The sequence below is a fragment of the Trinickia fusca genome (genome assembly GCF_003628145.1).
Taxonomy (GTDB): Bacteria; Pseudomonadota; Gammaproteobacteria; order Burkholderiales; family Burkholderiaceae; genus Trinickia; species Trinickia fusca.
Genome location: NZ_RBZV01000003.1, coordinates 484,587 through 511,322 on the forward strand (window position 1 = coordinate 484,587; position 26,736 = coordinate 511,322).

At 62.1% G+C, this 26,736-nt stretch carries 21 protein-coding genes; 1 reads left to right on the top strand and 20 read right to left on the bottom strand.

The features are described from left to right. Positions 1–2 precede the first annotated feature (2 nt). The 3 genes from D7S89_RS11500 to D7S89_RS11510 form a co-directional block, all read right to left on the bottom strand. Positions 3–917: an ABC transporter permease subunit gene (locus D7S89_RS11500; protein WP_121277772.1), complete on the bottom strand. Its 915-nt coding sequence runs from the start codon at positions 915–917 to the stop codon at positions 3–5. Between the two features lie 17 nt (positions 918–934). After that, the gene (locus tag D7S89_RS11505; protein WP_121277773.1) at positions 935–1,945 is read right to left on the bottom strand and encodes an ABC transporter permease subunit; all 1,011 of its coding nucleotides are present in this window, start codon (positions 1,943–1,945) and stop codon (positions 935–937) included. 119 nt (positions 1,946–2,064) lie between these two features. Further along, the gene (locus tag D7S89_RS11510; protein WP_121277774.1) at positions 2,065–3,699 is read right to left on the bottom strand and encodes an ABC transporter substrate-binding protein; all 1,635 of its coding nucleotides are present in this window, start codon (positions 3,697–3,699) and stop codon (positions 2,065–2,067) included. Between the two features lie 307 nt (positions 3,700–4,006). Here D7S89_RS11510 and D7S89_RS28275 point away from each other — a divergent pair, with 307 nt between their 5' ends. After that, complete coding sequence (locus D7S89_RS28275) at positions 4,007–4,306, top strand: helix-turn-helix domain-containing protein (protein WP_121277775.1); 300 nt, start codon at positions 4,007–4,009, stop codon at positions 4,304–4,306. Here the strand turns inward: D7S89_RS28275 and D7S89_RS28280 are convergent. From D7S89_RS28280 to tssB, 17 genes are all read right to left on the bottom strand, one after another. After that, complete coding sequence (locus D7S89_RS28280) at positions 4,283–4,504, bottom strand: YopT-type cysteine protease domain-containing protein (RefSeq protein ID WP_121277776.1); 222 nt, start codon at positions 4,502–4,504, stop codon at positions 4,283–4,285. The two genes, D7S89_RS28275 and D7S89_RS28280, sit on opposite strands and share 24 nt — an antisense overlap. A gap of 537 nt (positions 4,505–5,041) precedes the next feature. Further along, positions 5,042–6,187: a hypothetical protein gene (locus D7S89_RS11525; RefSeq protein WP_147426633.1), complete on the bottom strand. Its 1,146-nt coding sequence runs from the start codon at positions 6,185–6,187 to the stop codon at positions 5,042–5,044. Positions 6,188–6,215: 28 nt separating this feature from the next. Continuing rightward, positions 6,216–9,773 (bottom strand): type VI secretion system membrane subunit TssM, encoded by a 3,558-nt coding sequence (tssM, locus tag D7S89_RS11530; RefSeq protein WP_183085157.1) that lies wholly within the window; start codon positions 9,771–9,773, stop codon positions 6,216–6,218. Positions 9,774–9,831: 58 nt separating this feature from the next. Next, positions 9,832–11,229 (bottom strand): type IVB secretion system protein IcmH/DotU, encoded by a 1,398-nt coding sequence (icmH, locus tag D7S89_RS11535; RefSeq protein ID WP_121277779.1) that lies wholly within the window; start codon positions 11,227–11,229, stop codon positions 9,832–9,834. Next, positions 11,226–12,569, bottom strand: a complete 1,344-nt coding sequence (gene tssK, locus D7S89_RS11540; protein ID WP_121277780.1) for a type VI secretion system baseplate subunit TssK — start codon at positions 12,567–12,569, stop codon at positions 11,226–11,228. The genes icmH and tssK overlap by 4 nt, the downstream gene beginning before the upstream one ends. A 26-nt stretch (positions 12,570–12,595) precedes the next feature. After that, a complete protein-coding gene (gene tssJ / locus D7S89_RS11545; RefSeq protein ID WP_245982806.1) occupies positions 12,596–13,318 on the bottom strand; it encodes a type VI secretion system lipoprotein TssJ in 723 nt (240 codons plus the stop codon). A 16-nt stretch (positions 13,319–13,334) separates the two neighbouring features. Beyond that, positions 13,335–13,619 (bottom strand): hypothetical protein, encoded by a 285-nt coding sequence (locus D7S89_RS27410; protein WP_220702138.1) that lies wholly within the window; start codon positions 13,617–13,619, stop codon positions 13,335–13,337. An 11-nt stretch (positions 13,620–13,630) separates the two neighbouring features. Then, the gene (locus D7S89_RS11550) at positions 13,631–15,604 is read right to left on the bottom strand and encodes a type VI secretion system Vgr family protein (RefSeq protein ID WP_121277782.1); all 1,974 of its coding nucleotides are present in this window, start codon (positions 15,602–15,604) and stop codon (positions 13,631–13,633) included. A gap of 48 nt (positions 15,605–15,652) precedes the next feature. Further along, positions 15,653–16,045: a DUF4280 domain-containing protein gene (locus tag D7S89_RS11555; protein ID WP_121277783.1), complete on the bottom strand. Its 393-nt coding sequence runs from the start codon at positions 16,043–16,045 to the stop codon at positions 15,653–15,655. A 55-nt stretch (positions 16,046–16,100) separates the two neighbouring features. Next, positions 16,101–17,732 carry a hypothetical protein gene (locus D7S89_RS11560; RefSeq protein ID WP_121277784.1) on the bottom strand — a complete coding sequence of 544 codons (1,632 nt, stop codon included), beginning with the start codon at positions 17,730–17,732 and terminating at the stop codon, positions 16,101–16,103. Positions 17,733–17,812: 80 nt separating this feature from the next. Continuing rightward, entirely contained in the window at positions 17,813–20,494 is a 2,682-nt protein-coding gene (gene tssH / locus D7S89_RS11565) for a type VI secretion system ATPase TssH (RefSeq protein ID WP_121277785.1), read from the bottom strand. 26 nt (positions 20,495–20,520) lie between these two features. Beyond that, complete coding sequence (gene tssG, locus D7S89_RS11570; RefSeq protein ID WP_121277786.1) at positions 20,521–21,537, bottom strand: type VI secretion system baseplate subunit TssG; 1,017 nt, start codon at positions 21,535–21,537, stop codon at positions 20,521–20,523. After that, positions 21,522–23,417, bottom strand: coding sequence for a type VI secretion system baseplate subunit TssF (tssF, locus tag D7S89_RS11575; protein WP_121277787.1), 1,896 nt, complete (start codon positions 23,415–23,417; stop codon positions 21,522–21,524). Before tssF ends, tssG begins: the two co-directional genes overlap by 16 nt. After that, a complete protein-coding gene (gene tssE, locus D7S89_RS11580) occupies positions 23,414–23,929 on the bottom strand; it encodes a type VI secretion system baseplate subunit TssE (RefSeq protein WP_121277788.1) in 516 nt (171 codons plus the stop codon). Before tssE ends, tssF begins: the two co-directional genes overlap by 4 nt. Before the next feature lie 128 nt (positions 23,930–24,057). Next, positions 24,058–24,537, bottom strand: coding sequence for a type VI secretion system tube protein Hcp (locus D7S89_RS11585; protein WP_245982808.1), 480 nt, complete (start codon positions 24,535–24,537; stop codon positions 24,058–24,060). A gap of 85 nt (positions 24,538–24,622) precedes the next feature. Continuing rightward, positions 24,623–26,122 carry a type VI secretion system contractile sheath large subunit gene (tssC, locus tag D7S89_RS11590; RefSeq protein WP_121277790.1) on the bottom strand — a complete coding sequence of 500 codons (1,500 nt, stop codon included), beginning with the start codon at positions 26,120–26,122 and terminating at the stop codon, positions 24,623–24,625. Positions 26,123–26,140: 18 nt separating this feature from the next. Beyond that, positions 26,141–26,671, bottom strand: a complete 531-nt coding sequence (gene tssB / locus D7S89_RS11595; protein WP_121277791.1) for a type VI secretion system contractile sheath small subunit — start codon at positions 26,669–26,671, stop codon at positions 26,141–26,143. Between the last annotated feature and the right edge of the window lie 65 nt (positions 26,672–26,736).

Genomic DNA, 26,736 nt, shown 5'->3' on the forward strand with positions numbered 1-26,736 from the left:
GGTCATGCCATCCGTTTCAGTTTCGGATCGAGCGCATCGCGCAGCCCGTCGCCGAGCAGATTGATCGACAGCACCGAGATCAGGATCGACACGCCAGGCATCGTCACGATCCACCATGCATTGTCGATGTAATCACGCGCCGAGGCCAGCATCGCGCCCCACTCGGCCGTCGGCGGCTGCACGCCCAGGCCCAGGAAGCCCAGTGCGGCGGCATCGAGGATCGCCGAGGAAAAGCCGAGCGTCGCCTGGACGATCAGCGGTGCCGTGCAGTTGGGCAGCACCTGCGAGAACATGAGGCGCAGCGTGCCGGCGCCCGCCACGCGCGAAGCCGTCACGTACTCCTTGTGCAGCTCGCCTTGCGCCGATGCGCGCGTGAGACGCACATAGCCGGGCAGCGCGACGATCGCGATCGCGAACATCGTGTTGAACAGGCCCGGGCCGATGATGGCGACGACGGCCACCGCGAGCAGCAGCGAGGGCAGCGCGAGCAGCACGTCCATCAGACGCATGATCGGCGTATCGAGCCGTTCGAAGAACGCGGCGACGAGACCGAGCACGACGCCCGGAATCAGCGCGAGCACGACCGACACGCAGCCGATCCAGAACGACATGCGCGCGCCGAACATGAGGCGCGACAGGATGTCACGGCCGGCTTCGTCGGTGCCGAGCAGGAAGTGCCAGTTGCCGCCGTCGAGCCACGCGGGCGGAATCTTCACGAAATCGCGGTGCTGCTCGATCGGGCTGTGCGGCGCGATCAGCGGCGCGAAGATGGCGAGCAGCAGCAGCACGAGCACGATGGCGCCTGCTACGACAGCGCCGCGGTTGCGCGAGAACTGCGCCCAGAACTCGCGGGCGACCAGCGCGCGGCCGCTCGGGGGAGTCACCGCCTGGGGGACGGTATTTTGAATATCTGCCATGTCTTGCCTCTTTCTCTTTAGCGCGTATGGCGAATGCGCGGATTCAACACGCCGTAGAGCAGATCGACGCACAGGTTCACGACGATCACGAGCGTGGCGATCATCAGGATGCCGCCTTGCACCACCGGATAGTCGCGGCGGCTGATCGCATCGATGAGCCACTTGCCGATGCCGGGCCACGAGAACAGCGTCTCGGTCAGCACCGCGCCCGCGAGCAGCGTGCCCACTTGCAGGCCGATCACGGTCACGACGGGAATCAACGCATTGCGCAGCGCATGCACGACGATCACGCGAACCGGCGACAGCCCTTTCGCGCGCGCGGTGCGGATGTAGTCCTCGCGCAGCACCTCGAGCATCGACGAACGCGTCATGCGCGCGACGACGGCAAGCGGAATCGTGCCGAGCACGATGGCCGGCAGAATCAGGTGGCTGACCGCCGACTTGAACGAGCCCTCGTCGGGCGCGAGCAGCGCGTCGATCAGCATGAAGCCGGTCACGTGCGGGATGTCGTATTCGACGGCGATGCGGCCCGACACAGGGGTCCAGCCCAGCGACACCGAGAAGAACATGATGAGGATCAAGCCCCACCAGAAGATCGGCATCGAGTAGCCGGTGAGCGCGGTGCCCATGACGCCGTGGTCGACGAGCGAGCCGCGCTTGAGCGCGGCGAACACGCCCGCGGGCAGGCCGATCAGGAGTGCGAACAGCATCGCGCAGAACGACAGCTCGACGGTCGCCGGAAAGCGCGCGAGGAATTCGCCCATCACGCTCGTGTTGGTGATCATCGACATACCGAGGTCGCCGTGCAGCGCGCGTCCGACGTAATGGACGTACTGCATCGGCAGCGGCTCGTCGAGGCCCAGCCGGTGCAGCGCCGCCGCGTGCATCGCGGGATCGACGCCGCGCTCGCCCATCATCACTTCGATGGGGTCGCCCGGAATCAGGTGAATCAGCGCGAATGCGAGGATCGTGATGCCGATGAACGTCGGTATCACCATCCCGATGCGGCGTAAAGCGAATCGGAACATGGTTCGTCCCTATATCTTCGAGGAAGAAAAATGCGACCGGCGACGAGGGGCTCAAGGCCCCTGTCGCCGGATGACTTGCTGCGGTGTTCCGGTGCTGCCGAAAACGTACCGCTTGATCGTTACTTCATGCTGACGCCATCAAAACGCGCATAGCCGAGCGGCTCGATACGCATGTCGACGACCTTCTTGCTGGTCGGCTGATAGATCGTCGAGTGCGCGATCGGCGAGAACGGCAGCTGCTGTGCAAAGACCTGCTGAGCTTCAGTGTAGATCTTCGAGCGCGCTTCCTGGCCGTTCGTCGTACGGCCCTTCTGGATCAGATCGTCGAACGGCTTGTAGCACCACTTCGAGAAGTTGTTGCCGTTGATGGCTTCGCAGCCGAGCAACGTGCCGAGCCAGTTGTCCGGGTCGCCATTGTCGCCGCTCCAGCCGATCAGCATGGTGTCGTCTTCGCCGGCGTGCGCGCGCTTGATGTATTCGCCCCACTCATACGTGACGATCTTCGCCTTGACGCCGATCTTGGACCAGTCGGCCTGGATCATCTCCGACATCAGCTTCGCGTTCGGGTTGTACGGGCGCTGCACGGGCATCGCCCACAGCGTGATCTCGAAGCCGTTCGGGAAGCCGGCCTTCGCGAGCAGGTCCTTGGCTTTGGCCGGATCGTAGGCGGCGGACTTCAGGCTCTTGTCGTACGACCATTGCGTCGGCGGCATCGGATTGGTCGCCGATTGACCGGCGCCCTGGTACACCGATTCGACGATGGCCTTCTTGTTGATGGCCATGTCGAGCGCCTCGCGCACTTCGACCTTGTCGAGCGGCTTGTGCTCGACGTTATACGACAGGTAGCCGAGGTTGAAGCCCGCTTGCGACGGCGTGAGGAGGTTCGGATCGGCCTTCAGCGTTGCGATGTCGGCGGGACGCGGATAGCTCATCACCTGGCATTCGTCGCGCTTCAGTTTCTGCACGCGCACGCCGGCGTCAGGCGTGATCGAGAAGATCAGCTTCGAGATCTTCACGGCGCCCGGCTTCCAGTAGTCGGGGTTGCCGTCGTAGCGGATCGTCGCATCCTTCGTATAGCTGCGCAGGATGAACGGGCCCGTGCCGACCGGCTTCTGGTTGATGTCCGATGCCTTGCCCGCCTTGAGCAGCTGGTCCGCATACTCGCCGGAAAGGATCGACGCGTACTCCATCGCCATGTTCTGGATGAACGGAGCGTTTACTTCCTTCAGCGTGAAGCGAACAGTGTACGGATCGACCTTTTCGACCTTCGTGATCAGCTTGTCGAGGCCCATGTCGGTGAAGTACGGGAACTGCACCGGGTAGGCCTTGCGGAACGGCTGGTTCGGGTCGAGCATGCGCTCGAACGTGAACACGACGTCGTCCGCGTTGAATTCGCGCGTCGGCTTGAAGAACGAGGTCGTCTGGAATTTCACGCCGTGGCGCAGGTGGAACGTATAGGTCTTGCCGTCGGGGGAAACATCCCACGACTCAGCCAGCGCCGGTTCGACCTTCGTGCTGCCGCGCTCGAATTCGACGAGGCGGTTGTAGACGGTGAACGTATTCGCGGTGAAGTCGGTACCCGTCGTGTATTGGGCCGGATCGAAGCCGGCCGGGCTGCCTTCTGAGCAGTAGACGAGGGTCTTGTTGGGGATATCGGCGGCGTGCGACATCGTCGCGGCGCCCAGCGACACCGTTACGGCTGCGGCTGCGAATGCGGTCATGCGAGCGGCGCGCAGCAGTCTGTTTTGCTTCATGTTTCCTCCAGATCTTGGGCCGGCAGGGCCGGTGTAGCCGGATATTACTGACCTTTGATTACCCGAACAAGCGGTCGGGGATAGGGAAGCCCGCCACGCGGCGGCGGGTTTTCAGCACCTTCTCACCACTCGGTTTTTCGCGCAAGACGGCGCGGGAAAAGGCTCTGCGTAATGTAGTCATCGACGGAAAGGTCTGGGCGACGGGTGTCGCTTTCGCGGGGAATTGGATTTTTGTGGGACTAAAATCGGTGTTAGTCCCTAGGCAGCGTGGTCGCGCTGCGGCCAGTGATTCGTCTTAACTTACGACTTGTGCGGAACAGCGCGAACACGTGCAGGTTTTCACGTCGTCGCTGTACACGCGCTGCCGTGTTCGGCGACGACCTTTGATCGAACATGGCAAGGGCACAGCAGCACGCGGGCGATTGCGCGATTGTCCGGACGCAGCGTGTCGACGGTTTCCCGGGAGCTGGCGCGCAACCGAGACGCGGTAGCGCCGGGATCGTGTGGGCCGCCACCGCCGATTCCATCCTCGCCAAGATCGAGCGTCTATGCAACGTTATTTCTGGGGCGCGACACTAGCCGCTTACGAATACCTCCAGATTTCTGAAGCATTGGAGAGGTCACGGTAACTACTCAGTAGCTCGATCAGGAACTTGCAGAGGTCGTCGGAGTTCGAGAAGGCCGCTATGCCGTAGTTGGGATCGAACACGCGGGACCAGCTGCCGATGTGCACGGCGACTGCGTGGCCAGATTGCGGAGCGGTTTTCGGCAAGACGGGCCGGAGGTTCGACAAGCCCAGAACCACTGTAGGTAGTTACCTCCTGCGCGAGCTCCGCGGCAGTGGGCCGACCGTATCGCTTCGCTCCCACTGGCCTGAGTCCATTCATCAGCAGATAGTCCGCTATCTGCTCAGAATGCCTGGAACCCAACCTCTTCTGCTCGATCTTGAAGAACTGCATCGTGTCGTGAACCTGCAGAGTGCTCATATGACAGCCGAAAATCTCCGTCAGTCCTTTCTTGGCCATGACTAACCATTCAGCAGAAAATTGGAAGCAAGCGCGCTCGTCCATACCGAACGGGTCGCGCAATCCACGGCGGCGTGCCTTTTCGGATAGCCAATCGGCCTGACTCCACTTAGAAGCCGTCACCGCCCCGTTCGCCTTCGCTCGCGTCGCAAATTGAAATCGCATATCCATATCCTCGCTCAATCTACTTCACGCGATTCGTCGGCAATCGCCACTGCGAGGTGACCATTGAATATTGGGGATCCTCCTGATATGAGTGATCCACACATCTTCACGTAATTTCCGAACACATCGCCCTGAGCCTCTTGTTTCGAGCTTCAATAGGGAAAAACGTCTCCCCGCCGACAGATCTCCCGGTATAAGGCATACCGCCGCCAAGCCTCCTGGTTAGCAAACACAGGCTTTCCTGTTGCGTCGATCAACCGCCAGTTACTCTCCCAGGGCGCGTTGACCTCCTGTCCAGCGACAAAGAACCTCACGCACTCACGCACATCCCGCCAATAGCGGAAACAGAAACTTAGCTCCGAGTAGGTAATCGGGACGTAATTCCCGCCAGTTCGCTCGGGAGCAAGTTTCATGGGAATATTTCCGAGGTCACCCAGCATGTCCAAAATAAAATGTACGCGACAACCGTGGCTGCGAAAGAGCTCCGACCTGGCAACCATTGCAATCCCATGCTTACACGCCCGTCGTATCGCCTTTGAGTAACGGGCATGCATCAATAGATTTGGATCCTGCCCATTCAGGCCACCACGTGGAAGTGGCTCGGGCAACTCTCTAGATAGCTTATTGGGCTTGTCACTCAAACTTCGAGCGGGGCTGTAGCGCCCCGCCGCCAACTGACCCGCATAAGCCCCCATTGCCTCCCTCGAAATTCCCCATTCGCTCAAATTTTTCGCATCCAGAGCCGCCCTATTTATATTTTCTACAATATCCCCTGGCTTGACAGACAAATCCCATCCATTTTCCTTATTAAAATTGAAGACGCCTCTCGTCGCAACCCCTATTGCACCATTAAAATCATCGCAATAGAAATATGGAGAGCCCCCCTCTCTCTTGCCTGCGTAGATATCGAGGGAGCGTGCGGGCGCAAGGCCGTAAACCATGTCACCGACACCATCCGGCACCTGCCGGCTCAGCCTATTTTCATTAAAAACATCTTTAAAGCCACGCCCCGAAACAGGGCGACCAATCATCGCGCCGGTCGCATGGTAAGAGTCGACCACTCCCGGATAGTTAAAAATCAAGTACTTGATCGATTTCTCGTACTTCACCGCTTTGCCCGCCGGCAACTTCCCCAGCGCCCGCCGAACCGTCTCACCGGAAGCCCCATCCTTGATCAATTGATGAATTCCATTCATCGAACTGGTGAGCCATCGGAAATCCTTCCCCCCTTCTATCTCGACACGCAATCTGAACTCATAAGGAAAGAAGTTAACTGGAGAATAGTTCAAGTAAAACATACTATGAGCCTCAATAGGGATAGCCAATCTATAACTGATCCGGACAGCAAATTTGCGTCAGCGCCGACAACGCAAACGGATTGACCACGCTGCTCGCATCCAACTCGAGGACGACTTTTTTCCTGTCCAGCTCAAAAGTCAGATCAAAGCGATCCGATTGGATCGCGGCGAGCTTGCCTTTATCCAACATATGAAAGAGCGCCCAAGGCCCACTCGTACTGAAACCGCCACGGCCGTCGCTGCTCCCCGGCTCGTATTCGACGCGCGCGATTTGCGCACCATCGGTTCGCGGCCATTGAAACGACACCGCGCGCTGCGGGTCGTGCGCATACTGAAGCGTCTGATCATTCAACTTGAGCGTAAAGCGTGTGATCGCCGCATCCATCGCACGCGGCACAAGCTGAAACCGAACCGACGGCGCCTTGCCGCCGTCCGCGAAAAACGCATCGCGAATGGCCGCTGCGCGTTGAAACTCGGTCAGCGTATCGGGCGACATATGCAGCATCTTGGCGTTGCTGCGCCATTGCCACGGTTCGGTCGTCGTATCGACGTACTGTTGCAAGTTCGTTTTGAAGAACGTATCCACGAGCCCACCCGGACCGAACACATGCGTGAAGTCGTCCAGCGTCACGTCAACTTTCGACTGCGCGTCGAGCGGATAGCGGCCGTCGAGCGCCGCGTGCCAAAACGGCACGACGTTCGCACGCCAAAGATCGGTCAACCGCCCACGCTCGCTGTGCAGCGCGACCGACTGACCATTCGTCGACAGACTCCCCAGCATGCCGCCCAGCGGCGCAGGCTGCCCTTGCGCCAGCTGCTTGAACTTGTCGAGCGCGTCGCCTGGAGGCGGCGGCAATCCGCCTTCGCGCGCCGCGCTCACTGCGTCCAGAAACACCGCGAGTTCCTTGAGTCCGCCTTGAACTTGATCGAATGGCGCCGCCGCGCCATCGCCTGCACTTGAGATCAGGCGATGCAACGCGTCGAAATGGCGGTCTACAGGTGTTGGCCCGACCGCGTCAGGCACAGGTGCTTGGGCTCGGGTTCGCTCTGCCGGATGATGAAACATGCCACGCGCCTTGCTGACGATTTTGTCGAGTCGCCCCGCTGGCACGGCAACGTCTTTCGTCGACTCGGCATTCGCACCCTCGAGCGTCGTTTGCTTCGCGGCGGCGAGCAGGAACAAGCGCAACGGCGAATCGTGTCCGGCAAGCAGTTTTACGATCCCGGACGCACCATCGCCCGATCTCGGCAGAGGCAGCACCTCGATATCGTCGATCACGGCGTCCCACGCGGCAATGTAGTGATCGAAGTAAACGTCGTCCAGCCCCGCCCTGAGTGCCGACAGCCCGTCCGCGTCCTGCGTGCCCTCGGGCTTGCCTAGCACCCAGCCGTCGTCGTTCGAACCGGCGAGCGCCGCCTCGCGCAGTTCGACGTAGTGCCGATACCCCGCCAACGTATACGCGCCCGCCACACCGCCGCTCAATGGTTGTCCGCTCTTGCGGCGCAACGCCAGCGGGGCATCGACGCCTGCCATCTGCGAGACGGAAAGCGGATCGGGCATCGCTTTTTCCAGCTGCGGGCGAATCGACTCGAACAAGCGCTTGGCGGCTGCATCGTTCATCAACGCCGCACGGGTTTGTTGAACGAGTGACGGGTCCAACGATGCATCGGCGCGAAACGTCGAGGCATCGAGCAGGGCGCGTACGTGTGCCATGAGATCCGCTTGCTGCGCGGCGGTCAGCCCGAGACCGCCGATATCGCGCTGCGCCCAGCCTAGAACGGCGTTGGCGTCGTAATGCGACTTGTCGGCCAACATCAAATAAAGACGCAGCAAATCGTAGCGCTCCGCGGAATCGAGATTGCCGTCGCGCAAACGCTGCTCCATGCGCTCGACGAGCCAGCGCTGCACCGTGTCGTGAAGGAACGCCCCATATTGTGCTTGCGCGACCGCTCCCAAGCGATCGCCCTGATAGAGCCCCACACGAGAGAGCCACGGCACGCGTGCATCGCGTGCGCCATAACCCGCGGGCAGATCGCGCGCGGCATCGAGCAAGGCCAGCATCGACTGAGGATCGTCGACGCCAATGCCGTCCTGTGCGAGTTTTGCCAGCGCTTCGCTCGCTTGCTCCGTTTGAGCGATGAGTTTTTGATTGCGGTCGTAACTGATCGCCAGGGCCGCGCATAGCGCAACGGCCAGGCCCGCGAGCGCCGCCACCGCAACGCGGTGCGACGTGACGCGACGCGCCTCCGACCTGAAACGCGTGCGAGCCAAACCCGACTCCCGGAACACGACTTCGCGCAACAGGCGAGTGATGAAATAGCCGCGCCCATTCCCTGCCGCCATCGGACCAGACGATGCCGAGGCACGCAACGACGCGGCAAGGGTGCTCGCACTGCGCGCATGCGTCACGCCGTCTTGCTCCGCGCTGGTGAAGTACACGCCGCGCATCAACGCATTGCGCGCGTACGGCGAAGCGCCGCAGGCCTCCGTGAGAAGCCGGGTCAACGGTTCACGCAGCGCATCGAATTGTGTGGAAAAGCCGTAAATCGCCGCGCGCCCCTCCACGTCGAAGTGGCGCTGAATCCGGTCCACGACGTGTGCATGCAATTGGCGCGAGAGGGCGTCGAATTCGTCGGGGAACGTCGCCAGGCAAGCGTCGACTCGATCGGCGTCGATGTCATCGAACGTCATGCCCCACACCTGGGCCCGCTCCTCGCCGGCCAGATCGTCGAAAAACTCGCGAAAGCCGGCCAGTCTGTCGCAATGCGTCACGACGACGTAGATCGGAATGCGGATGCCCAGCGCGAGATGCATGTCCTTGATCCGCGCCCTCAGCGCTTGCGCGAATGCCGCGCGTTCCGCTTCATCGCCCTCGAGCAACAGCCTCGCGCCGACGGTGACGATCACGCCGTTGAGTGGGCAGCGGCGGCGCGCCCGCTTCACGCGCCGCAACAAATCCTCCCAAACCGCGCGGTAGGGCATGCCGCGTTCGCGCGACAGGCTGATTGCACCTTTCGGCTCCAGCAGCACCGCCTCCTTGGCGAGCCACCATTGACATGCCTCGTCCGCTTCACGCGCGGCCGGCAGCACATCGCCATGCCAGAACTTCAAGCCCGATTCACGCATGAGCGCCGTTTTGCCGCTCGCTTCATCACCAAGCAGCAGATACCAAGGCAATCGATAAAGACTATGCCGGCCAAACCGCCAAAACGGCCCGCCCTTGCGCAGCACTTGCAGCACGGTCTGAAAACGGTGCTGCAAGTGGAGCGAAGCGACTGCCGGCGGCCGCCGATCCTCCTGCGACCGGGCGGTCACCTCATCAGCCAGCGCGTCGGATTGCGATGCGGATTCGGTCGGTTGCCATGAAATCCGAATCTTCGACAGCTTGCGCACCAGCCAGCGAATGCCGCAATACACGAGCCAGAGCGCGAACACGACGACGATCAGCCAGGCGCGCGAGGTCGGCGTCGCGAACGGCGAGCGGCCGTCGATCGCAAGACGCGGCGACTGATACCAGATGAACGGCACGCAAAGCAGTAAAGCCAGCGCCATGAGGAACGATCGGAACGTGGGTCTCCTGAACATGCGATTGCTCATGCCTGTCGCCCCCTTCGCGACGCAATGGGAAAAACCAACGCCTTCGTCATATCGAAGCTCCCGGCGCGAGTACCGTGATGACGACGCGTCGATTGCGCGCCTGGTCGGCCGCAGAGTCGTTGGGCGCCACCGGCTCCGACTCGCCGCGTCCCTGCGCGAGAAATCGTTCGGGCTCGCCCGCTTCGTCGCGCAGCAGGTCCACGACGCTCCCGGCTCGCTGCAGCGATAGCTGCCAGTTGGACGGCTTGCCCGGCGACGTCGGTTGGTTATCGGTGTGACCGACGACGATCACGCGCCCGGGCACGTCGCGCAACACGTCGCCGATGCGGCGAATCAGCGGCAACTGCGCAGGTATGACATGCGCGCTGCCCGATGCGAACAGCCCGTCGCTATTCACGGTGATGACTGCACGGTCCGCCGTTTCGTCGACGCGCAACAACTGCTGGTCGATCTCCGGCGCAAGCAGGACGACGAGCTTCGGTGCGTACGGGACGGCAGAGGCAGGCTCGGGCGAAGCGGCCCCTTGTGCGAGGCGTACCTGCTGCAACGCGCCGATCACCGGCGACGCTTGCGCGCGCAAGCGGTAGTCGAGTGTCACGAAGAGCACGAGCGTTGCCACGACCAAGCCCGTCAGTACCCACCAGAACGGCCGCACGTGCCAGGGCGGACGGCGCTGGTCGATCCGGCCTTTCCAGTGCGGCGACAGCGCGCGTTCGTGCGCGCCGCGCGTGCTCCGGATGAGCTGGCGCAACCGCTCGCGCAACCGCGCCAATTCGGCGCTGCCGCCTTCGACGAGGCGATAGCGCCCTTCCATGCCGAGCGCGAGGATCAGATAGAACAGCTCCAGCGCGTCGACGTTGGCCGTCGGATCCTGCGACAACCGATGCAGGATCGTGAAAAAACGCTCGCCCCCCGATGCCTCGCCGTGAAACGTCACCAGCAGGCTGCGGCTGGACCACGCCCCGCCACCGCCCCACGGCGTCGCCGCGATGACTTCGTCGAGGAACGTGCAGAGACCGTAGCGAGCAGCCGCCAACGTCTCGACGTCGATGCGCACGCACCGCTCCACGAAGGCGTCGACCATGGCGACCAATCGCGCCCGCAACTCTTCGAGCGGCAATGGTGTGTGCGATTGCCGCAGCACGGCCCCGAGTTCGAGCAGCGGATGGGCGGCACCGACGAGTGGATTCGCCAAGCTGGCGCCGATGGAAAACAGCGGCTCGTTGAAAGCATCGCTGGTCAGATCGTCGTGTCGAGCAAGCGGCGAGGCGTGCGACGGCGGGACCGATTCGGCTGGCGGCATGACCGGCTCCCGCGCCGGCTCCGTCGATGCGGCGAGCGCCGCCCCGTCCGGCAACGCGGTGGCAGGCGCGCGAAGCGGCCGGCCCGACAGTTCATCCAAGAGCCTCGCGCGCGCGGGATTGACGGACTCGGTCTGGGTCATTGGCGAATCGCCCACAGTTGCATCTCCAGTCCGGGAAAGTCGCCGGCGACGTGCAGCGCAATGCCCGCGGACGCGGCCAGTTGCGGCCAAAGCTCATCGCTGCCGTCGAGCGCGAAATAGGTGCAGCCGGTATGAAACGGCAGCTGCCGCGGCGCGACCGGCAACGCGCGCAACCCGATGCCGGGCAATTGCAGGTTCACGAGATCGTGAATCCTTTCGACGGGACCGATTTTGATCTGAGCCGGCAAGCTGGCCCACAGCGTCTCGGCCGGCACGTCGGCCTTGACCGCGAGCACGAATCCGGCCGCCTTGAACAGGCTCGCGTCGGGCACGCGCCCGACACGCAAGCCGAATTGCCCCTCTTCTAGCCCAATGGCCACCGCGTGCGGGTCCATGACCATGCTGAGCGCATGGCGCAGATCGTCGATGAGCGGCTGGAACGTCGCCTTCAACGCGTCGTGACGGTAAAGCGGCGGCGGCACCGAACGCTTGCCGCTTCGCGTGAAGCCCGCCAGTTCGCCTGCCAATTGCAACAGTTCGCGGTACAACCGTTCGGGGTGCAAGCCGCTCACCTTCGCCAAATGCGCGAACAGCGGGTCGGCCCGATTGATCAGTTGCAACAGCAGAAAGTCGGCAATCTCGGCCGCGCCGCTTGCATTCGGTTGTCCGAGCCGCGTGGCCAATGCCTCGCCGCGCTGATGCAGCAGACCGACCAGCTCCTCGACGAAGCCGGCCAGCCTCGGCGCGACGCGATAATCGATGCATGGCGGCAAATACGTCGGGTCCAGCACGACGCGATCGTCGGCACGGCGTTCCAGGACGCGCACGACGCCCAGTGTCGCGTAGCCCTGGCTGACCTCCTCGGCGAGCGCGAGGGTGAAGTTCAGGCGCGCCACTTCCATCGCGACGCTATCGTTCCCCCACGCGTTGCTGTCGAATACGACGCACTCGGTGCGGCGATAGCGGATCTGACTGCCATCGCGCTTCTCGCCCTCGTCGCCCGCCGCTTCAGGCATGCCGGGCCGCCGCAACGGCAAGGCCAGCACCACCTGCGCGTCGCGCTTGCCTTCGGGAATATCGAGCGGCAACGGCAAATCGCAGTCGAGCGGCATCGCGAACGGCGTGCCGTCCGGCATCACCCCTTCGCAGGCAAGCAGCGCGACCTTGCCCAGCCCGAGCAGTTGCTCGTCGAGCGTCAATTTCGAAAAGCCCCACCCGTAGTGAAGCTGCGTGCCGCAGCGCGCCTCGAGCAGGTTGTGCCAATAGCGGTCGTGTTGCTGCAGATGCTGCTGTTGCAGCAGCATGCCTTCCGACCAGATCACCTTATCGTTCCAATGCATATTTCCTCTTTGCTTGCGTGTCTTTGCTATTGAGCATCCACCTTTGGGAGTTCCACCTTCGGGAGTTCCACCTTTGGGAGTTCCACCTTTGGGAGTTCCACCTTTGGCATCTCCACCTCCGGCATCTCCACCTTCGGCATCTCCACCTCCGGCATCTCCACCTTCGGCATCTCCACCTTCGGCATCTCCACCTTCGGCATCTCCGGCATCGCCACTGTCGACGGCACGCCCGACGCGCCGCCCAATGCCTGCCACACAGGCATCACGAGTTTCTTCAGCGCGCCCCAATCGGCCTGCGGACCCTTGTAGTCATCCGAAATCGCGACCGACGACGCGCCGAGCGCAACGGACAGCGCGTGTGTGCCCGGCGCGGAGATGTCGGCCACCGCGCGCCAATGCGCCGCCTCGATGTCTCGATAGGCGGCCATGACAGCCACATTGCGCGTCTTCGGATCGAGCTGATGCGAGAAATGCAGCTGCTCGCCGGGACGGATCGCAATGTCGGTGCGCGCCAATGCCGAGCCGCCGAGCACGTCCTTATCGTGGTCGTAGAGGTCGAAGAAGCCGGCCCGGTCGAAGTCGTCGCGTGCCGCAAGCTGATAGATGCGCACGATGACGGGCGAAGGACGCCCCTCGACGTTCGGGTTCAGCTTCGGCGAAGCATTCAACGTGAACTGCGTTGCCGGTGGAGCCTTTGGCGGACTGGTGGCGCAGCTCGCCAACGAGAGGGCGATGAGCGCCAGCAGCACGACGACGATGCGGCAGCTAGCGTTCGGCAAGTCGGCCCTCCTTTGAAACGGGCGCTTGCGTCGCGGTCGGCGGCGTCGGCAAGCAAAAGCGCTCGCGCTCAGGCGCGCCATGATCGCCGGACGAGGCCGTGCGCGATGCCGGCGTCGAGCCTGGCCGATGTTGCCGAGCGAGCGCGAGATCGAGCGGATCGGTGCCGGCCAGGACTGGCTCGCTGCGCTTCAACACCGGATTGCCTGACAGAACGCGGGCGCCGGATAGCACGTCGCGTCCGCCAAGCGCCGCGTCGAGAAGTCGATTCACCGTGCTTTGCTTCATTTCACCGACGATCCGTCATCGGCTTTCTGAGGCTCGCTCGGCGCCTCGGGCGAGCCACCCGGCGCCGACCCGGCCGCGCCGCCGCTGTTCAAGCCGACGATCGGCCCCGAAATCTGCACGCCGGCCGCATCGAGCGTGATGAAGCTGTCCCCCGACTTCAACGTCAGCATCGCGCCGGCCTCGATGACGGCTTCCGCACCGGCTTTCAAATGCAGGACTGCCTCGCTGTTCACGACGTAGTCGGCTTGGGATTGATGCAAGATATTCATGCCGGCCTTGAGCGAAACGCTGCCATCGACCTTCACGTTCTGGTTTTCAGTCACGGTCAAATGCTGCGAGCCGACTTTGACGAGCTCCTTGCCCTGCACGATCAGATGCTTGTCCTCGCCGATCCACGTGTAACCGTTCTTCTTGATGTAGCTGTCGTACCTGCCCCCGGTGTACATGAGCAGCTGCAAGTTCTTGTCGTTGAAGCGCAGCTCGTTGCGATCCTTCTCCTCTTCGCCGACCGACGCCGTGCGAATAGTGGACACCGCGCCATTGGCAGGCAGCGTGTAGGGCGCCTCGTTCGTGCTGTTGTAGACACAGCCGACGACGATGGGATGGTCGATGTCATCGTCGAGAAACGCCACGATGACCTCTTGCCCGACGCGCGGCAGGAACATCGTGCCCCAGCCCTTGCCGGCCCAGTTCTGCCCCACGCGCACCCAGCATCGCTGCGTCTGCTCGCTTTGCTCGGGCGGATTGAACTGCTCCCAATGAAACTGGACCTTGATCTCGCCGTATTGATCGGTCTCGATCTCGTCGCCTTCCGGCGCCACCACGCTCGCCGTCTGCAGTCCCGCCCGAGGCCTTGGCGTCAGCGGTCGTGAGCGATAGGTGTTCGCTTTCGGAATCGCGGAAAAGGAACAGTCGAACACCGGGGGGGGCGGGTTGCCCGCATTCTCGACGGGCAGGTAATAATCGGATTGCACGTCATAAGTCGCTGCAATCACGAGGTAATCGCCGTTCTGGTCGTTGCGCGGGTGCCCCGTCAGCTTGAACACCCCTCCCGGGCAAATGCCGCGAGCGGACGACCAGCCCTCGGCGTAGGCAGCCTGCATCTGGTGCGCGTCGATGCGAGCCTGCGCATAACGACGGCCATCTTCTTCCGTCGTATAGCGGGTCGTATAGTCTTCCGTCGCGTAAGCGCTACTGCCGCCATGAACGGTTGCACGCGCGATCAATCCCCGATCGTCGCTGCTCTTGGCATTCCTGAAATCGAATGCATTCAACTGACTCGTAGCCGTTGCGACTGCGGCATGCGATCTCCATCGGTAAACGCACTCGGTCAGCGGCGCGCGCCCCATCAGCAACGGGTTGAACGATATCGACCCATATTCGGGAATCGGCGCATACGCGGTGGTGGAATCGGCGAGAACGAGCATGTCCTTGCCGCCTTGATGGACGAAGTAGTAGTAGATGCCCTCGCGCTCCAGCAAGCGGCTGAAGAAATCGAAGTCGGTTTCGCAAAACTGCACGCAGTTATCGAGCTTCGGATAGGTGGCCGTGCACTTGTCCTCGTAGTCGACACTGCCCTCGTCGAGCAGCGCCTTCACGATGTCGCGTACGGTCTTGTTGTAGAAGAAGCGGCAGTGCGACGAGCGCGTCAGCAACCAGAGGCGCGGCCGAACCACCGCCTCGTAGCACGTCAATCGGTCACCTGGCCGATAGTCGACGATGCTGAACTGACTGACCACGCCGTTGAACTCGCGGGTGCTGCCGCTGGCCGCGGCCAACTCGATCGACATGCTCGTGCCCAGCAGCTGCTTGGCCTCGATGTTGGGATCCTCGCTCAGCAGTTCCAGCTGGAATTCGAACGGGCGACCCAATTCCTCGCGGCCGCGCATGCCGCGAAACAGCAGCTTGTCCTTTCCAAGCTTGCTGGTAACGGCTGCTTCACGATTGTCTTGGGTCGCTGTCGTTGGCATGGGAATCGAGTTGGTTGCTTAAGTGATTGATGTTCGCGGCATAGCCGGTCACTCCGGCACCATCGTTCGGACGGCGCCGCCGAAATCGATCGAGATTTCGCCTCCGAAATCGCAGATGCACATTGACGTGTTGTTGAGTGCGGGGAGACCGCCGATCAGCACCGTGGGCGCAGCGGGCACCCACGGATCAGTGATGCACGGGACGCAGGGCATCGGCGTCAGCACGCCCGCCGCCGCCGCCGTCGCTATCGCCACCTCAGGATTGGCGAGCGAATTGCACATGACGAAGGTCGGAATATTCACGAGCGGCTTGCTGTCCATCATGGTCGCCGCCGGGCGGCCCTCCACCATGACCCGGGCTTCCGGCTCGACGATCAGCGTCGCTGGTGCGTCGCCGAACGTGCACGAGAGAACGGCGCCCAGCACGACTTGTTCTGCCATGTCGGTTCTCCTCAAAAAGGTGATTGAAAGCGAACGTGGATATCGACGCCGAATGTCAACGCAGAGCGCGGTACCCCGCGAGTTCCCGCGTTCCGATGGTGACATCCGTTTTGGCAAATTTCGGGTTGATCTGAAAACCGCCGGGCGGAACGCTAAATTTCGCGACGACGCTATTCCAACTACTCATGATCGCGTTAAGCTGCTCATTTCCGAAAGACGGATTCAAGCCGCTTTGTTTGATATAGCGTTGAGCGATAGATGCCAAGTAGTTCATATAACTTGAACCTCTATCGTATTCACTCCCCCTGATATCTCGCCCGCCATCCGACATCCGCAATTGGACATATTTCCCGCCACAGATGCGGCTCGACAGCGTCAGCGCGGCAATGGCCGGAACCGATCGAGCACAGGAAAAAAACCACTCGTCGAACCTCTTTACATCTATCGACAGCGCCGCATTGGCTTGGCTTACCTGACCCGACGAAAGTCCGCTCTTTGTATAGCGCAGCTTCGCCTCCCTGCAAAATGCCTGCAGCCTGCGGCATTCCCATGTTCGGTAGCAGATCTTGGCGATACCCATGGCCATGGCCACGACGACATTCTTGACCTTACGCGCGGCGCTTCCCGCAGGTCCACCTGCAACAATGAGCGCAAGCGACACGGAATCCGATATGGTCTTGACGATCTTATTTCCTAGCATCCAGGCATTCCCTCGATGGACTCCATCGATAATGGATGCCCCCCACTCCGAGAACGCAACCGAGCGCTTTTGGATGTATTGAATGAGCGCATCGACACTATCCTGCAGCAAGCCGCCTATGTCGTTTATGAGCGCTTTGGTCGTCGCGTAGAGCGGAATAATGGCTGGCAAGTATTGGTTCATTAAAACTTCGACCACCAAAGCTATCAACTCGTTCGGATCCTCCCAATATCCACCGATCACGCTAACGAACTTATCCCTGGCCCCTTCCATGAAATTAACCACGGTTCGCCAGATTTTATAAATTGCCGCACGAAGCACAGCTTCAAATCGAGAATACTCAACGTCGTCTTTAGACAACACGTTGGATCTAATCGCTTTCTCCGCGATGCCGCCCCCCGTCGTAGCCACTTCTTTCATCTTATCCTTGACGAACTCGGTTGCCGCTGAGGACATACCGGCGCGCAAAAAAGGCGCATCCACCGCCTCGATGTCGTGCGTCTCGAGCAGCGCCAATTTCACTGAGTTGAATAGGATGCCCGCGACTTCCTCTGCGCAGAGAACGCGCACATTCAAATTGGAGAACAAGTAGAGAACGCCCAGCCGTGCCTGCTGAAGCTCCATTTCGAGTGCGCTGAGAGGCGGCAAGTCAGGATTGCTCGGGTTGTACGCCTTCAACGTCTGTTTGTACAACTCCAACGTCTTGCCGTCTTTGGTCGGCGCGGAGGCATACCACTTGGCCAATGCATCATGAAGCGCCCCGAGCAACTGCTTCTCGCTACGGTCGTCGCGCATCGCATTGGAGCGGTAGACGACCGGAGCCCGCCCCCTGCCGTCCCGAAGACCAACCTTGCTCGTGTACGCGTAGAAAACTTCGTCGATCGCCAGCAGTTGCTGGTTCTTTTCGACGGCATGGACTCCACCTACTCCACGGATCCACTCCTGATGCGACATGATCGAATCGGGCATAGCCTTTCTCTCGTTCATAGCCTTTCTCTCCTTAACTCAACTCACACCAATACGAACCAATCGCACGTCGCGCCACACGTCTCGTGCAACTGCGCCTCTTAAACACGTTCCTGCGGCAAACTCACTACAAAGCGGCCTGCCTCGAAACCCACGTCGCATCGCTCGATTCCTTGCCCCGTCTTGCGCGCCTGCAGAAGAACCCGCCCGATTTGCGGCAACAACATCTGCGTGAGCACCGCATCGATGTGCCGTGCACCGCTGTCGGGCTCGTCGCACCGGTCGATCAACGCCTGCACGACGTCATCGCCGTACCCGAGCGCGATGCCGTGCTCGTCCTGCATGCGCTGCCGCAAGCGTTCGAGTTGCGATTTGGCGATCGTCGTCAATGAGTCGACATCGAGCGGGTAATACGGAATCACCGTCATTCGCCCCATGAGCGCCGGCTGGAAAACACTCAGCAGGGGTTCACGCAGCGCGGTTGCAAGCGCATCGGGCGCCGGAGCTTGGCTCTCATCGGCGCATAGTCGAGCGGTGAGCGCCGCGCCTGCATTCGTCGTCAGCAGGATCAGCGTGTTGCGGAAGTCGATCAGGCGGCCTTCGCCGTCCTCCATCCAGCCTTTGTCGAAGACCTGATAGAAGACCTCGAGCACATCGGCGTGGGCCTTTTCCACCTCGTCGAACAACACGACGCTGTAGGGTCGGCGCCGCACCGCTTCGGTCAGCACACCGCCCTCGCCGTAGCCGACGTAGCCCGGCGGCGCCCCTCTGAGCGTCGAGACCGTGTGCGGCTCTTGGTACTCGCTCATGTTGAGCGTGATGAGGTTTTGTTCGCCGCCATAGAGCGTGTCGGCCAGCGCCAGCGCCGTCTCGGTCTTGCCGACGCCCGACGGGCCGGCGAGAAGAAATACGCCTACCGGGCGCCCCGGCCGGTCGAGCCCGGCCCGCGAGATCTGCACGCGGCGCGCGATGGACTGCGTCGCATGGCCTTGCCCGACGATGCGTTCATCGAGCTTGTCCGCCAGATGGAGCAGACCGTCGATTTCGTTGCCGACCATGCGCCCGACCGGAATGCCGGTCCAGTCCTGCACTACGGCCGTGACGGCATGTCGATCGACACTGGCGAGCACGAGCGGGGCCTCGCCCTGGCACTCGTGCAGCTCGAGCTCCAAGCGCTCGAGTTCCGACAACCGAGACTCGCGCTCGCTCTCGTCCGTACGTTCGTCTCCAGGCGCCTGTTCGCTCAGTTCGCGCAATTTGGCACGGTGAGCCAATCCCGCACTCACCAATTCCTTTGCGCTCTGCCAGCGCGCTTCGAGCGATTCGCGCCGTGTCCGCTCTGCAGCGAGATCCGCGTTGACTTGCGCGGCGCGCGCTTGCCTGTCGATGCCCACGACGGCTTCGCGCTCGATCAATGTCAGCTCCGCTTCCAGCGCGTTGATCGCCGCGCGTGCGCGCTCTAGCTCGGGCGGCGTCGCATACTGACTGGCAGCGACGCGTGCACAGACCGTATCGAGCAGACTCACGGCTTTGTCGGGCAATTGCCGATCGGCGATATAGCGGTGACTGAGCCGGACAGCCGCCTCCAGCGCCTCGTCGAGCACCTGGACGCCATGATGCGATTCCATCGCGGGAACGAGGCCGCGCAGCATGCGCAACGCCTTCGCCTCGTCGGGCTCGGCCACCGCCACCGGTTGAAAGCGTCGCGTGAGCGCCGGATCTTTTTCGATGTGCTTCTTGTACTCGGCCCACGTGGTCGCGGCGATGGTGCGCAACGTCCCGCGCGCGAGCGCGGGCTTGAGCAGATTGGCCGCGTCGCCCGTGCCTGCCGCGCCGCCTGCGCCGACCAGCGTGTGAGCTTCGTCGATGAACAGAATGACCGGCTGTTGCGCCGCTTGCACTTCTTCGATCACCTGTCGCAAGCGCTGCTCGAATTCGCCCTTCATGCTGGCGCCCGCTTGCAGCAAGCCGACATCGAGCGTGCGCAGCGCGACGTCACGCAATCCGGGCGGTACGTCGCCGGCGACGATGCGCTGCGCTAACCCCTCGACCACGGCCGTCTTGCCGACGCCAGCCTCGCCGGTCAGGATCGGATTGTTCTGCCGTCGGCGCATCAAAATTTCGGATACCTGACGAATCTCATCGTCGCGGCCCACGATCGGATCGAGCTTGCCTTCGCGCGCCAGCGCGGTGAGATCGACGGTGTAACGGGCCAACGCCACCTGCTGTCCAAGCTGCGCCGGCGGTACGGCACCGCTCGCCTCGCCGGGCACGGCGCCGCCAAGGGGCTGCGCGCTGTCCTTCGCTTCGGGTGAAGCGGTCAGCAGCGCATCGAACGCTTCGACGAGCCGGTCGAGCTTGACGCGCTCGAACTGGCGCGACAGGCCCAGCAAGCTGCGGCGCAGCGACGGCGTCTTCAGCAGGCCGATCAGCAAATGGCCCGTGCGCACCTGCGTCGCGCCGAACATCAGCGAGCCGTAGACCCAGCCACGCTCGACCGCTTCCTCGACCTGGCTCGACAGGTCGATCGAGCCGGCGGCGTTGCGCGGCAGGCGTTCGAGCGCCAGCGTCAGATCGCGTGCTAGCGCCGCCGCATCGACGTCGAAGTGGCGCACGATGCGATGCAAATCCGAATCCTGCCCTTGCAGGATCTGATGAAGCCAGTGTTCGAGCTCGACGCACGGGTTGCCGCGCAGCTTGCAAAATACCGTGCCGCTCTCGATGGAGCGAAAACTGAGTGCGTTGAGTTTGCCGAACAGCGTGGCGCGACTGATTTCAGCCATGAAGCGGTGTCCTTGTCGATGGTCTCTCAAACGTTGCCGCCAGGATGGAAGCGCAACGTCGGTTGTCGTTGGGCCGCGTCGGGCCGGCCAAGCCAGGTGCTGCGCGCGAGGCGCGCGTTTGCGTCGAGCCGCATGCCCTTCGCGGCACCCGGAGCAAGATTCAGCTGAACGTCCCAATCGAGCACGCCGCCCGTGTAGAGCCGCACCCAATGCTCGAGGCGTCGAAAGCTGCCGCCCCCCGGTTGCAGACGTCGGTAGTCGGCTTCGTCGAGCGGCCCGATCACGACGCGAAATTTGTGCTGCCGGTCCCAGACCTTCGTGCCGAGCGCCACGCCCTGCCCCAGTTGCTTCGCGCCGCGCGAGCGCAGGCGCGTGCACTCGTCCTCGGGCAAGCGCACCCATTGGCCGACGAACTGCTCGATCGCCACGGGCAACCCGAAGTACTGCGACAACAGCAAACTCAGGCCGCTCGCATGGCGCGTTCTGCCAGCCAGCAGGCCCGCGAAATGCAGCTTCGCGCTATCCGGCACGCCGTCCCTCTCGCGTCCCCGTTCGCGCCGCGACGGCGCGCGGAGCCCGCACAGGCTTCCGAGGTAGCGGGAAAAGCCTTCGCCATCGGGCCGATCGAGGCTCACCACCGGCTGGCTTGCCGCCCATGCGCGATAGAACAAGCCGAGCATCCGATGCTGGAACATGTCGAGAAAGCTGACGAGCGTCGTGTCTCCACCGTGTTGCACCCGATCGTGCACGTATTCGGTCAGCCACAACGGCATGGGGCCATTGGGTCCGAGCAATCCCAGGAAGTTGACGGCGAGCCGGGCCGGACGTCGATCGCTCGCTTGGCGATACCCCGCCAAGGCCGTCGCCACGAAACGAAAGTCCGGGTCCTGACCGAGGCGGACCACGTCGTCGGCGGGGCGCAGCGATTGCCCGATACGTGGCCGATCCCCACGAGCGCACTCGATGAGCCGCATTGCCTGGAAAAACTCGAATCGGTGGGCCGCTTGCGTCAGGCGGCGTTCCAGCGCTACAAAATCGGGCATAGCCCCACCTTCGCCGGCCAGCGCATGATCTCGCCGCGCGTCGAACTGCGCACGACGGTCTCTGTGAAGTGATTGATCGACACATACGATGCGAAGAACGCTTGCAGGACTGCTCCGAGCAGGAACGCTCCGGCGCCTTCGAACGCGGCTTCGTCGAATGTCAGCGTCAACTCGAGCCCGCGGCCGAAGCAGATCGGCCCGGCTCCCGGCAAGCGTCGCGTGACCGTGCGCGAAGCGAGGCTGCTGAGCGCCGCGATCTGACGGCGCCCTGTATCGTTGCCACTCGCGCAATACAGTTCAAGCAACTCGCGCAGGGCGTGCGCCGCGCTTGCCGGGTCGCTGTCGACGAGCGACAGATAGTTGAGCGACAAGTGATTCACGAAGCGCCACGCCGCTGCGCCTTCGGCGAGAACGGGGCGCGGCTCGCTGGGTCCGGACAGGCAGCGCACGGATTTGGCCGGCAGTTCTGCTCCGAACGTGAAATCGGTGCGCCCGACGCCTACGGGCATCGACAGCGGCAAGTCCCGATTCGTGCAGAGCAAGTCCAGCCCCAGCTGACGCAACTTGCCGCTGAACGGCGCTTGCGCGGCATCGACCAATGCGATCGACACCTCGCTGCCCAAATAGCGCGAACGCGCACCGTATTGCCGCTCGCGTTCGGAACGCATGCGCGTTTCGCGCCGCAACTGGAAATAGGCCCCGCCGGTTCCGCCATCGGGATTCGAATCATGTGCGCGATAGAACGGCTCGAAACGCTGCGGCTCGAGGTTGCCGTCGCCGTAGCCGACGACCGATTCGATCGCATAGACCTCGAAATCGATGGGCCGCGTTCGATCGGTGACGACGTGATATTCGAACTGTTCGTCGTTCAACGCGATGCGGTCCGCTCGCCTCGGGAACAGGTTGATAGCCGGCGTGCAATAGAGCGCGAAATGCGAAGCGTCGACGGTTCGTTCGAGCTCCGGGTCATACTCGTCGAGCAGCAAGACGAGTTCGAATGCCGACGCGTCGCACTGGCACAGCGCGTCGCGCAGGCTGGTGACTTCGGCAAACAGGTATCGCGGCGGGAACGCGAAATACTCGTGCAACAGGCGATAGCCGCAGAACGTTCGACTCGACAACGGCAGCAGCGCGTCCTCGTCGTCGAAGCCGAGCGGCAGGATGCAGTCATCGGGCAGCATCGCGTGTTGCATCGCCGGCGTCGCGCTTTCGCTTGGATCGGGGAACAACACGAGCGCTTGCACGACGTGGCCCATCAACTGTTCATAAACGCGTTCCGCGAAACCCTCGCTGCCACGCAGGTAGAGCGGCAGCCGATCGAGATCGAGCGCGCGCAACGTCACGTCGCCACTCGCTTCGAAGCGCAAGCGCAGGGCGGCCTGCGGCTTGCTCGGCACTTGCAGGCTCACGCCACCGACAGCCCCGCTATAGACGAAATAGTTCGCCTCGACGAGACGCAGCGGCCAGAGCGTCAGCTCATGCGCCGTGCGGTATTCGCAGCGTGTCGTGCCATAGCGGTCGAGTTGGCTATGCAAAGCGGTATGGCGCGGCACCACGGCCCCTCCGGCCAGCGCGGGATGACGCCATTCGGGTTCGAATTGCACGATCGTCATCGAAGGCGTCGGCGCGAGGTATTGCGGATAGACGATCTCGGTCAGGTGCTGGGTGAAGCGCGGAAACTCGGCGTCGAGCTTCATTTGCACGCGGGCGGCAAGAAAGCTGAAGCCCTCGAGCAAGCGCTCGACGTACGGATCGGCGCATTCGAAACTCTCGAGCCCGAGCCGGCCCGCCACTTTCGGATACGCCGCCGCGAACTCGCCGCCCATCTCCCGCAGATACTGCAGTTCCTGGTTGTAGTACTTGAGCAGGGATGCGTTCATTGCAGGCTCGCTTCGCCCTGTGCGCTGACGAACACCTCACCGGCTTCCAGGTCCAATTCGGTCTTGAAGTACAGACGTTCCGGGTACGGCTGCGCCCACAGATCTCCTTCGATCAGGAAAGCGATCGCGTTGTGCCGGCTCCCCGGCTGCGCCGGCAACGGCGATACGCGCAGGCTATAGCTGACGATGCGCGGCTCGAAACGGCGAATCGTTTCCGAGATCGCGTTTGCGATATCGAGTGCATTCAGGCTCGACAACGTCTTGCCGGTCAACGTGGGCAGTCCGTAATTGAGCACCGAGCGCTCGACGAGCGGGTAGCTCGCCAAATCGTCGTTCGAAGACAGACTCGTCGCATTGAGCAGCGACGCCAGATCGCGCAGCACGCTTTCGCGCAATTGGCGCATCGATACGACACGGCGCTCGCGCGGTTCCGAGCGGTGGTCCGGCTCGTGGTCGGTCAGGCGATCCAACAGCGCGGGTTGCAAACGGTCTTTGCTAATGAGCTCTGCCATGGCGAATCGTGCTGAGTTGCTGATTGAGGGTGAACGAGCACGCGATGCCAGCGCATCGCGTGCTCGATGCCGGGATGAATCAACTGGGGGAGCCGGAGCGAATCGGATGACACACTCCGGCGTCAGCGTCAGGAAACTTCCCGCGTCTGCATGTCGAATGTGACCGTGCCTGCGGACTGGAGCTGATTGGTTGCCGTATCCTGCTTGAAGTATTCCTCCTTGAGCTGCTTGTAAGCCCAAGTCAAGGAGCCATCTACCTCATTCGCACTGATGTCGATCATTTGGGCGTCCGTCAGCGTCACGACGTGGAATTTCTCCGGGTTGTTACTCTGATCAGTCTTGTAGTGGATCAGCGTGACCGTCTTGAAGGTCGTGCCCTTCAGCTGGTTCAGTTTCAGCTGGATCGTGGCGCTGTCGACCCGGAAATGGACGCTGACGGGCGACAGCCACGGCGCGCCGCTTTCTGCCAGGCCGAGACCGTACAGGTCCGTCGGCTTACTGGCACTAAACGAAAACGCCATCACGTCAATGTGCCCGGTCGCATTCTTCAGCTGGGAATCCCCAGTGATGGTATCGACCTGCATCGTCCTGGTAATTTCGTAAGACACTATGCACTCCTAATTAAATGAAAGTATTGCTGCGTGCGTTACTGCTAGCGACGTGTACGCAGCAAAAAACGTCGCGTAATCGCGCTTATGTCGCCGATACCGACGGCAGCTTGCCAACGAGGCGCAGCGATACGGTCAGGCCCTCGAGCTGGTAATGAGGGCGCAGATAGAACCGTGACGTGTAATGGCCTGGTCTTCCCTCGACCTCTTCGACGGTCACCGACGCGTCGGCTAGCGGCTTGGTTGCCTTGGCTTGTTCCGACGAGTGTTCAGGCATACCGTCGACGTAATTCACGATCCATTTATGGAGCCAACGCTGCATGTCATCGCGGTTCTTAAATGAGCCGATCTTGTCGCGTGCGATGCATTTCAGGTAATGCGCGAAACGGCTGCAAGCGAACAGATACGGCAATCGTGCTGCTAGGGCAGCATTGGCGGTTGCCTCGGGATCGTCGAATTCGGCAGGCTTATGAAATGACTGCGCGCCGACGAAGGCTGCCTTGCCGGAATTTTTGATGTGCACGAGCGGCAGGAATCCGTTCTTCGACAACTCCGCCTCGCGCCGATCGCTAATCGCGATCTCGGTCGGGCATTGCGTATCGACGCCACCGTCATCGGTCGGAAACACGTGAACCGGCAACCCCTCCACGGCACCACCAGATTCGACACCGCGAATGCGGGAGCACCAGCCGTATTCCTTGAACGAGCGGTTGATATTGACGGCCATCGCATAGGCTGCGTTCGCCCACGCGTAGCGATTCGCGTCACCACCGGCAACGTCTTCCTCGAAAGCGAATTCGTCGACGGGGTTACTGTTGGCTCCATAGGGTGCGCGCGCAAGGAAGCGCGGCAGCGCCAGACCGATATACCGCGAGTCCTCCGATTCACGCAGCGAGCGCCAGGCCGCATGCTCGGGCGTCTGGAACAGCTTCGTGATGTCGCGCGGATTGGCCAGCTCTCGCCACGAATCCATCAACAGTGCGGCAGGCGATGCACCCGAGATGAACGGCGTATGCGCCGCCGCGCAGATCCTTGCGATTTGCGTCAACAGATCGACATCGGGGCCGCTGTTGTCGAAGTAGTAGTCGGCGACGAGCGCGCCGTAGGGCTGACCGCCGAACTGACCATACTCTTCTTCGTACAGCTTCTTGAACATTGGGCTCTGGTCCCACGCCGAGCCCTTGTACTTCTTCAACGTCTTGTGCAGATCCGCCTTCGGCACGTTCATGACGCGGATCTTGAGTTGCTCGTCACTCTCGGTGTTGCTGACCAGGTAATGCAGGCCACGCCACGCCTGCTCGACTTTCTGAAACTCCGCGCAATGCAGGATCTGGTTGATCTGCTCGGTGAGCTTGCGGTCGATTTCGGCGATCAGCGCCTCGACCGTATCGAGCACATCCGACGAGATCAGTGTCGCGTCGGCCAGCGCTTGCTCGGCCAGCGTGCGAACCGAATGTTCGATGGCCTCTTGCGCCTTGTCGGTCTTGGGCTTGAATTCCTTCTGCAGCAAGCTGGCGAAATCGTCGGCAGAGAATGACTCGGTTGTGCCGGCGGTTTGTTCCTGTGCGGTGGTGACATCGCTCATAGCTGATTTCCTTTCGTATCAGGTCTCATCGGATGCGTCGCCGCTTTGCGACGGCTCGGCCTTGGGTGCAGCGGAGAGGCTCTGCATCAGCGTCGGATCGGCAAGCAGCTTCGCGATCAGATCCTCCGCACCGTTCTTGCCGTCCATGTAGGTCAGCAAATTGGCCAGATGACCGCGTGCTTCGAGCAGTTGCCGCAGCGGTTCAATGTTGCGAGCGATCGATGCCGGTGAAAAATCGTCCATCGACTCGAAGGTCAGGTCCACGCCGAGGTTGCCATCGCCCGTCAGCGTGTTCGGCACCATCGCCGCCACGCGCGGCTTCATGGCTTTCAAGCGGTCGTCGAAGTTGTCGCTGTCGATTTCCAGAAAGCGACGCTCTGCGACGGGCGGCAACGGTTCGGTCGACTGTCCGGACAGGTCGGCCATCACGCCCATGACGAACGGCAGATTGACCTTCTTCTGAGCGCCATAAACTTCGACGTCATATTCGATTTGCACACGTGGCGGCCGTGTGCGGCCGATGAATTTCTGACTGCTTTCCTTAGCCATCTAGGCGATCTCCCTTGGAAGATGAGTGGGTTGCGGTTGGCCACCGCGTTTCGGCGACAGCGGGG

Excerpts from the sequence above, each read along its gene's own strand:
- D7S89_RS11500 (WP_121277772.1), bottom strand. The coding sequence starts at position 917 with ATGGCAGATATTCAAAATACCGTCCCCCAGGCGGTGACTCCCCCGAGC.
- D7S89_RS11505 (WP_121277773.1), bottom strand. The coding sequence starts at position 1,945 with ATGTTCCGATTCGCTTTACGCCGCATCGGGATGGTGATACCGACGTTC.
- D7S89_RS11510 (WP_121277774.1), bottom strand. The coding sequence starts at position 3,699 with ATGAAGCAAAACAGACTGCTGCGCGCCGCTCGCATGACCGCATTCGCA.
- D7S89_RS11525 (WP_147426633.1), bottom strand. The coding sequence starts at position 6,187 with ATGTTTTACTTGAACTATTCTCCAGTTAACTTCTTTCCTTATGAGTTC.
- tssM (WP_183085157.1), bottom strand. The coding sequence starts at position 9,773 with ATGTTCAGGAGACCCACGTTCCGATCGTTCCTCATGGCGCTGGCTTTA.
- icmH (WP_121277779.1), bottom strand. The coding sequence starts at position 11,229 with ATGACCCAGACCGAGTCCGTCAATCCCGCGCGCGCGAGGCTCTTGGAT.
- tssK (WP_121277780.1), bottom strand. The coding sequence starts at position 12,569 with ATGCATTGGAACGATAAGGTGATCTGGTCGGAAGGCATGCTGCTGCAA.
- D7S89_RS11550 (WP_121277782.1), bottom strand. The coding sequence starts at position 15,604 with ATGCCAACGACAGCGACCCAAGACAATCGTGAAGCAGCCGTTACCAGC.
- D7S89_RS11555 (WP_121277783.1), bottom strand. The coding sequence starts at position 16,045 with ATGGCAGAACAAGTCGTGCTGGGCGCCGTTCTCTCGTGCACGTTCGGC.
- D7S89_RS11560 (WP_121277784.1), bottom strand. The coding sequence starts at position 17,732 with ATGAACGAGAGAAAGGCTATGCCCGATTCGATCATGTCGCATCAGGAG.
- tssH (WP_121277785.1), bottom strand. The coding sequence starts at position 20,494 with ATGGCTGAAATCAGTCGCGCCACGCTGTTCGGCAAACTCAACGCACTC.
- tssG (WP_121277786.1), bottom strand. The coding sequence starts at position 21,537 with ATGCCCGATTTTGTAGCGCTGGAACGCCGCCTGACGCAAGCGGCCCAC.
- tssF (WP_121277787.1), bottom strand. The coding sequence starts at position 23,417 with ATGAACGCATCCCTGCTCAAGTACTACAACCAGGAACTGCAGTATCTG.
- tssE (WP_121277788.1), bottom strand. The coding sequence starts at position 23,929 with ATGGCAGAGCTCATTAGCAAAGACCGTTTGCAACCCGCGCTGTTGGAT.
- tssC (WP_121277790.1), bottom strand. The coding sequence starts at position 26,122 with ATGAGCGATGTCACCACCGCACAGGAACAAACCGCCGGCACAACCGAG.
- tssB (WP_121277791.1), bottom strand. The coding sequence starts at position 26,671 with ATGGCTAAGGAAAGCAGTCAGAAATTCATCGGCCGCACACGGCCGCCA.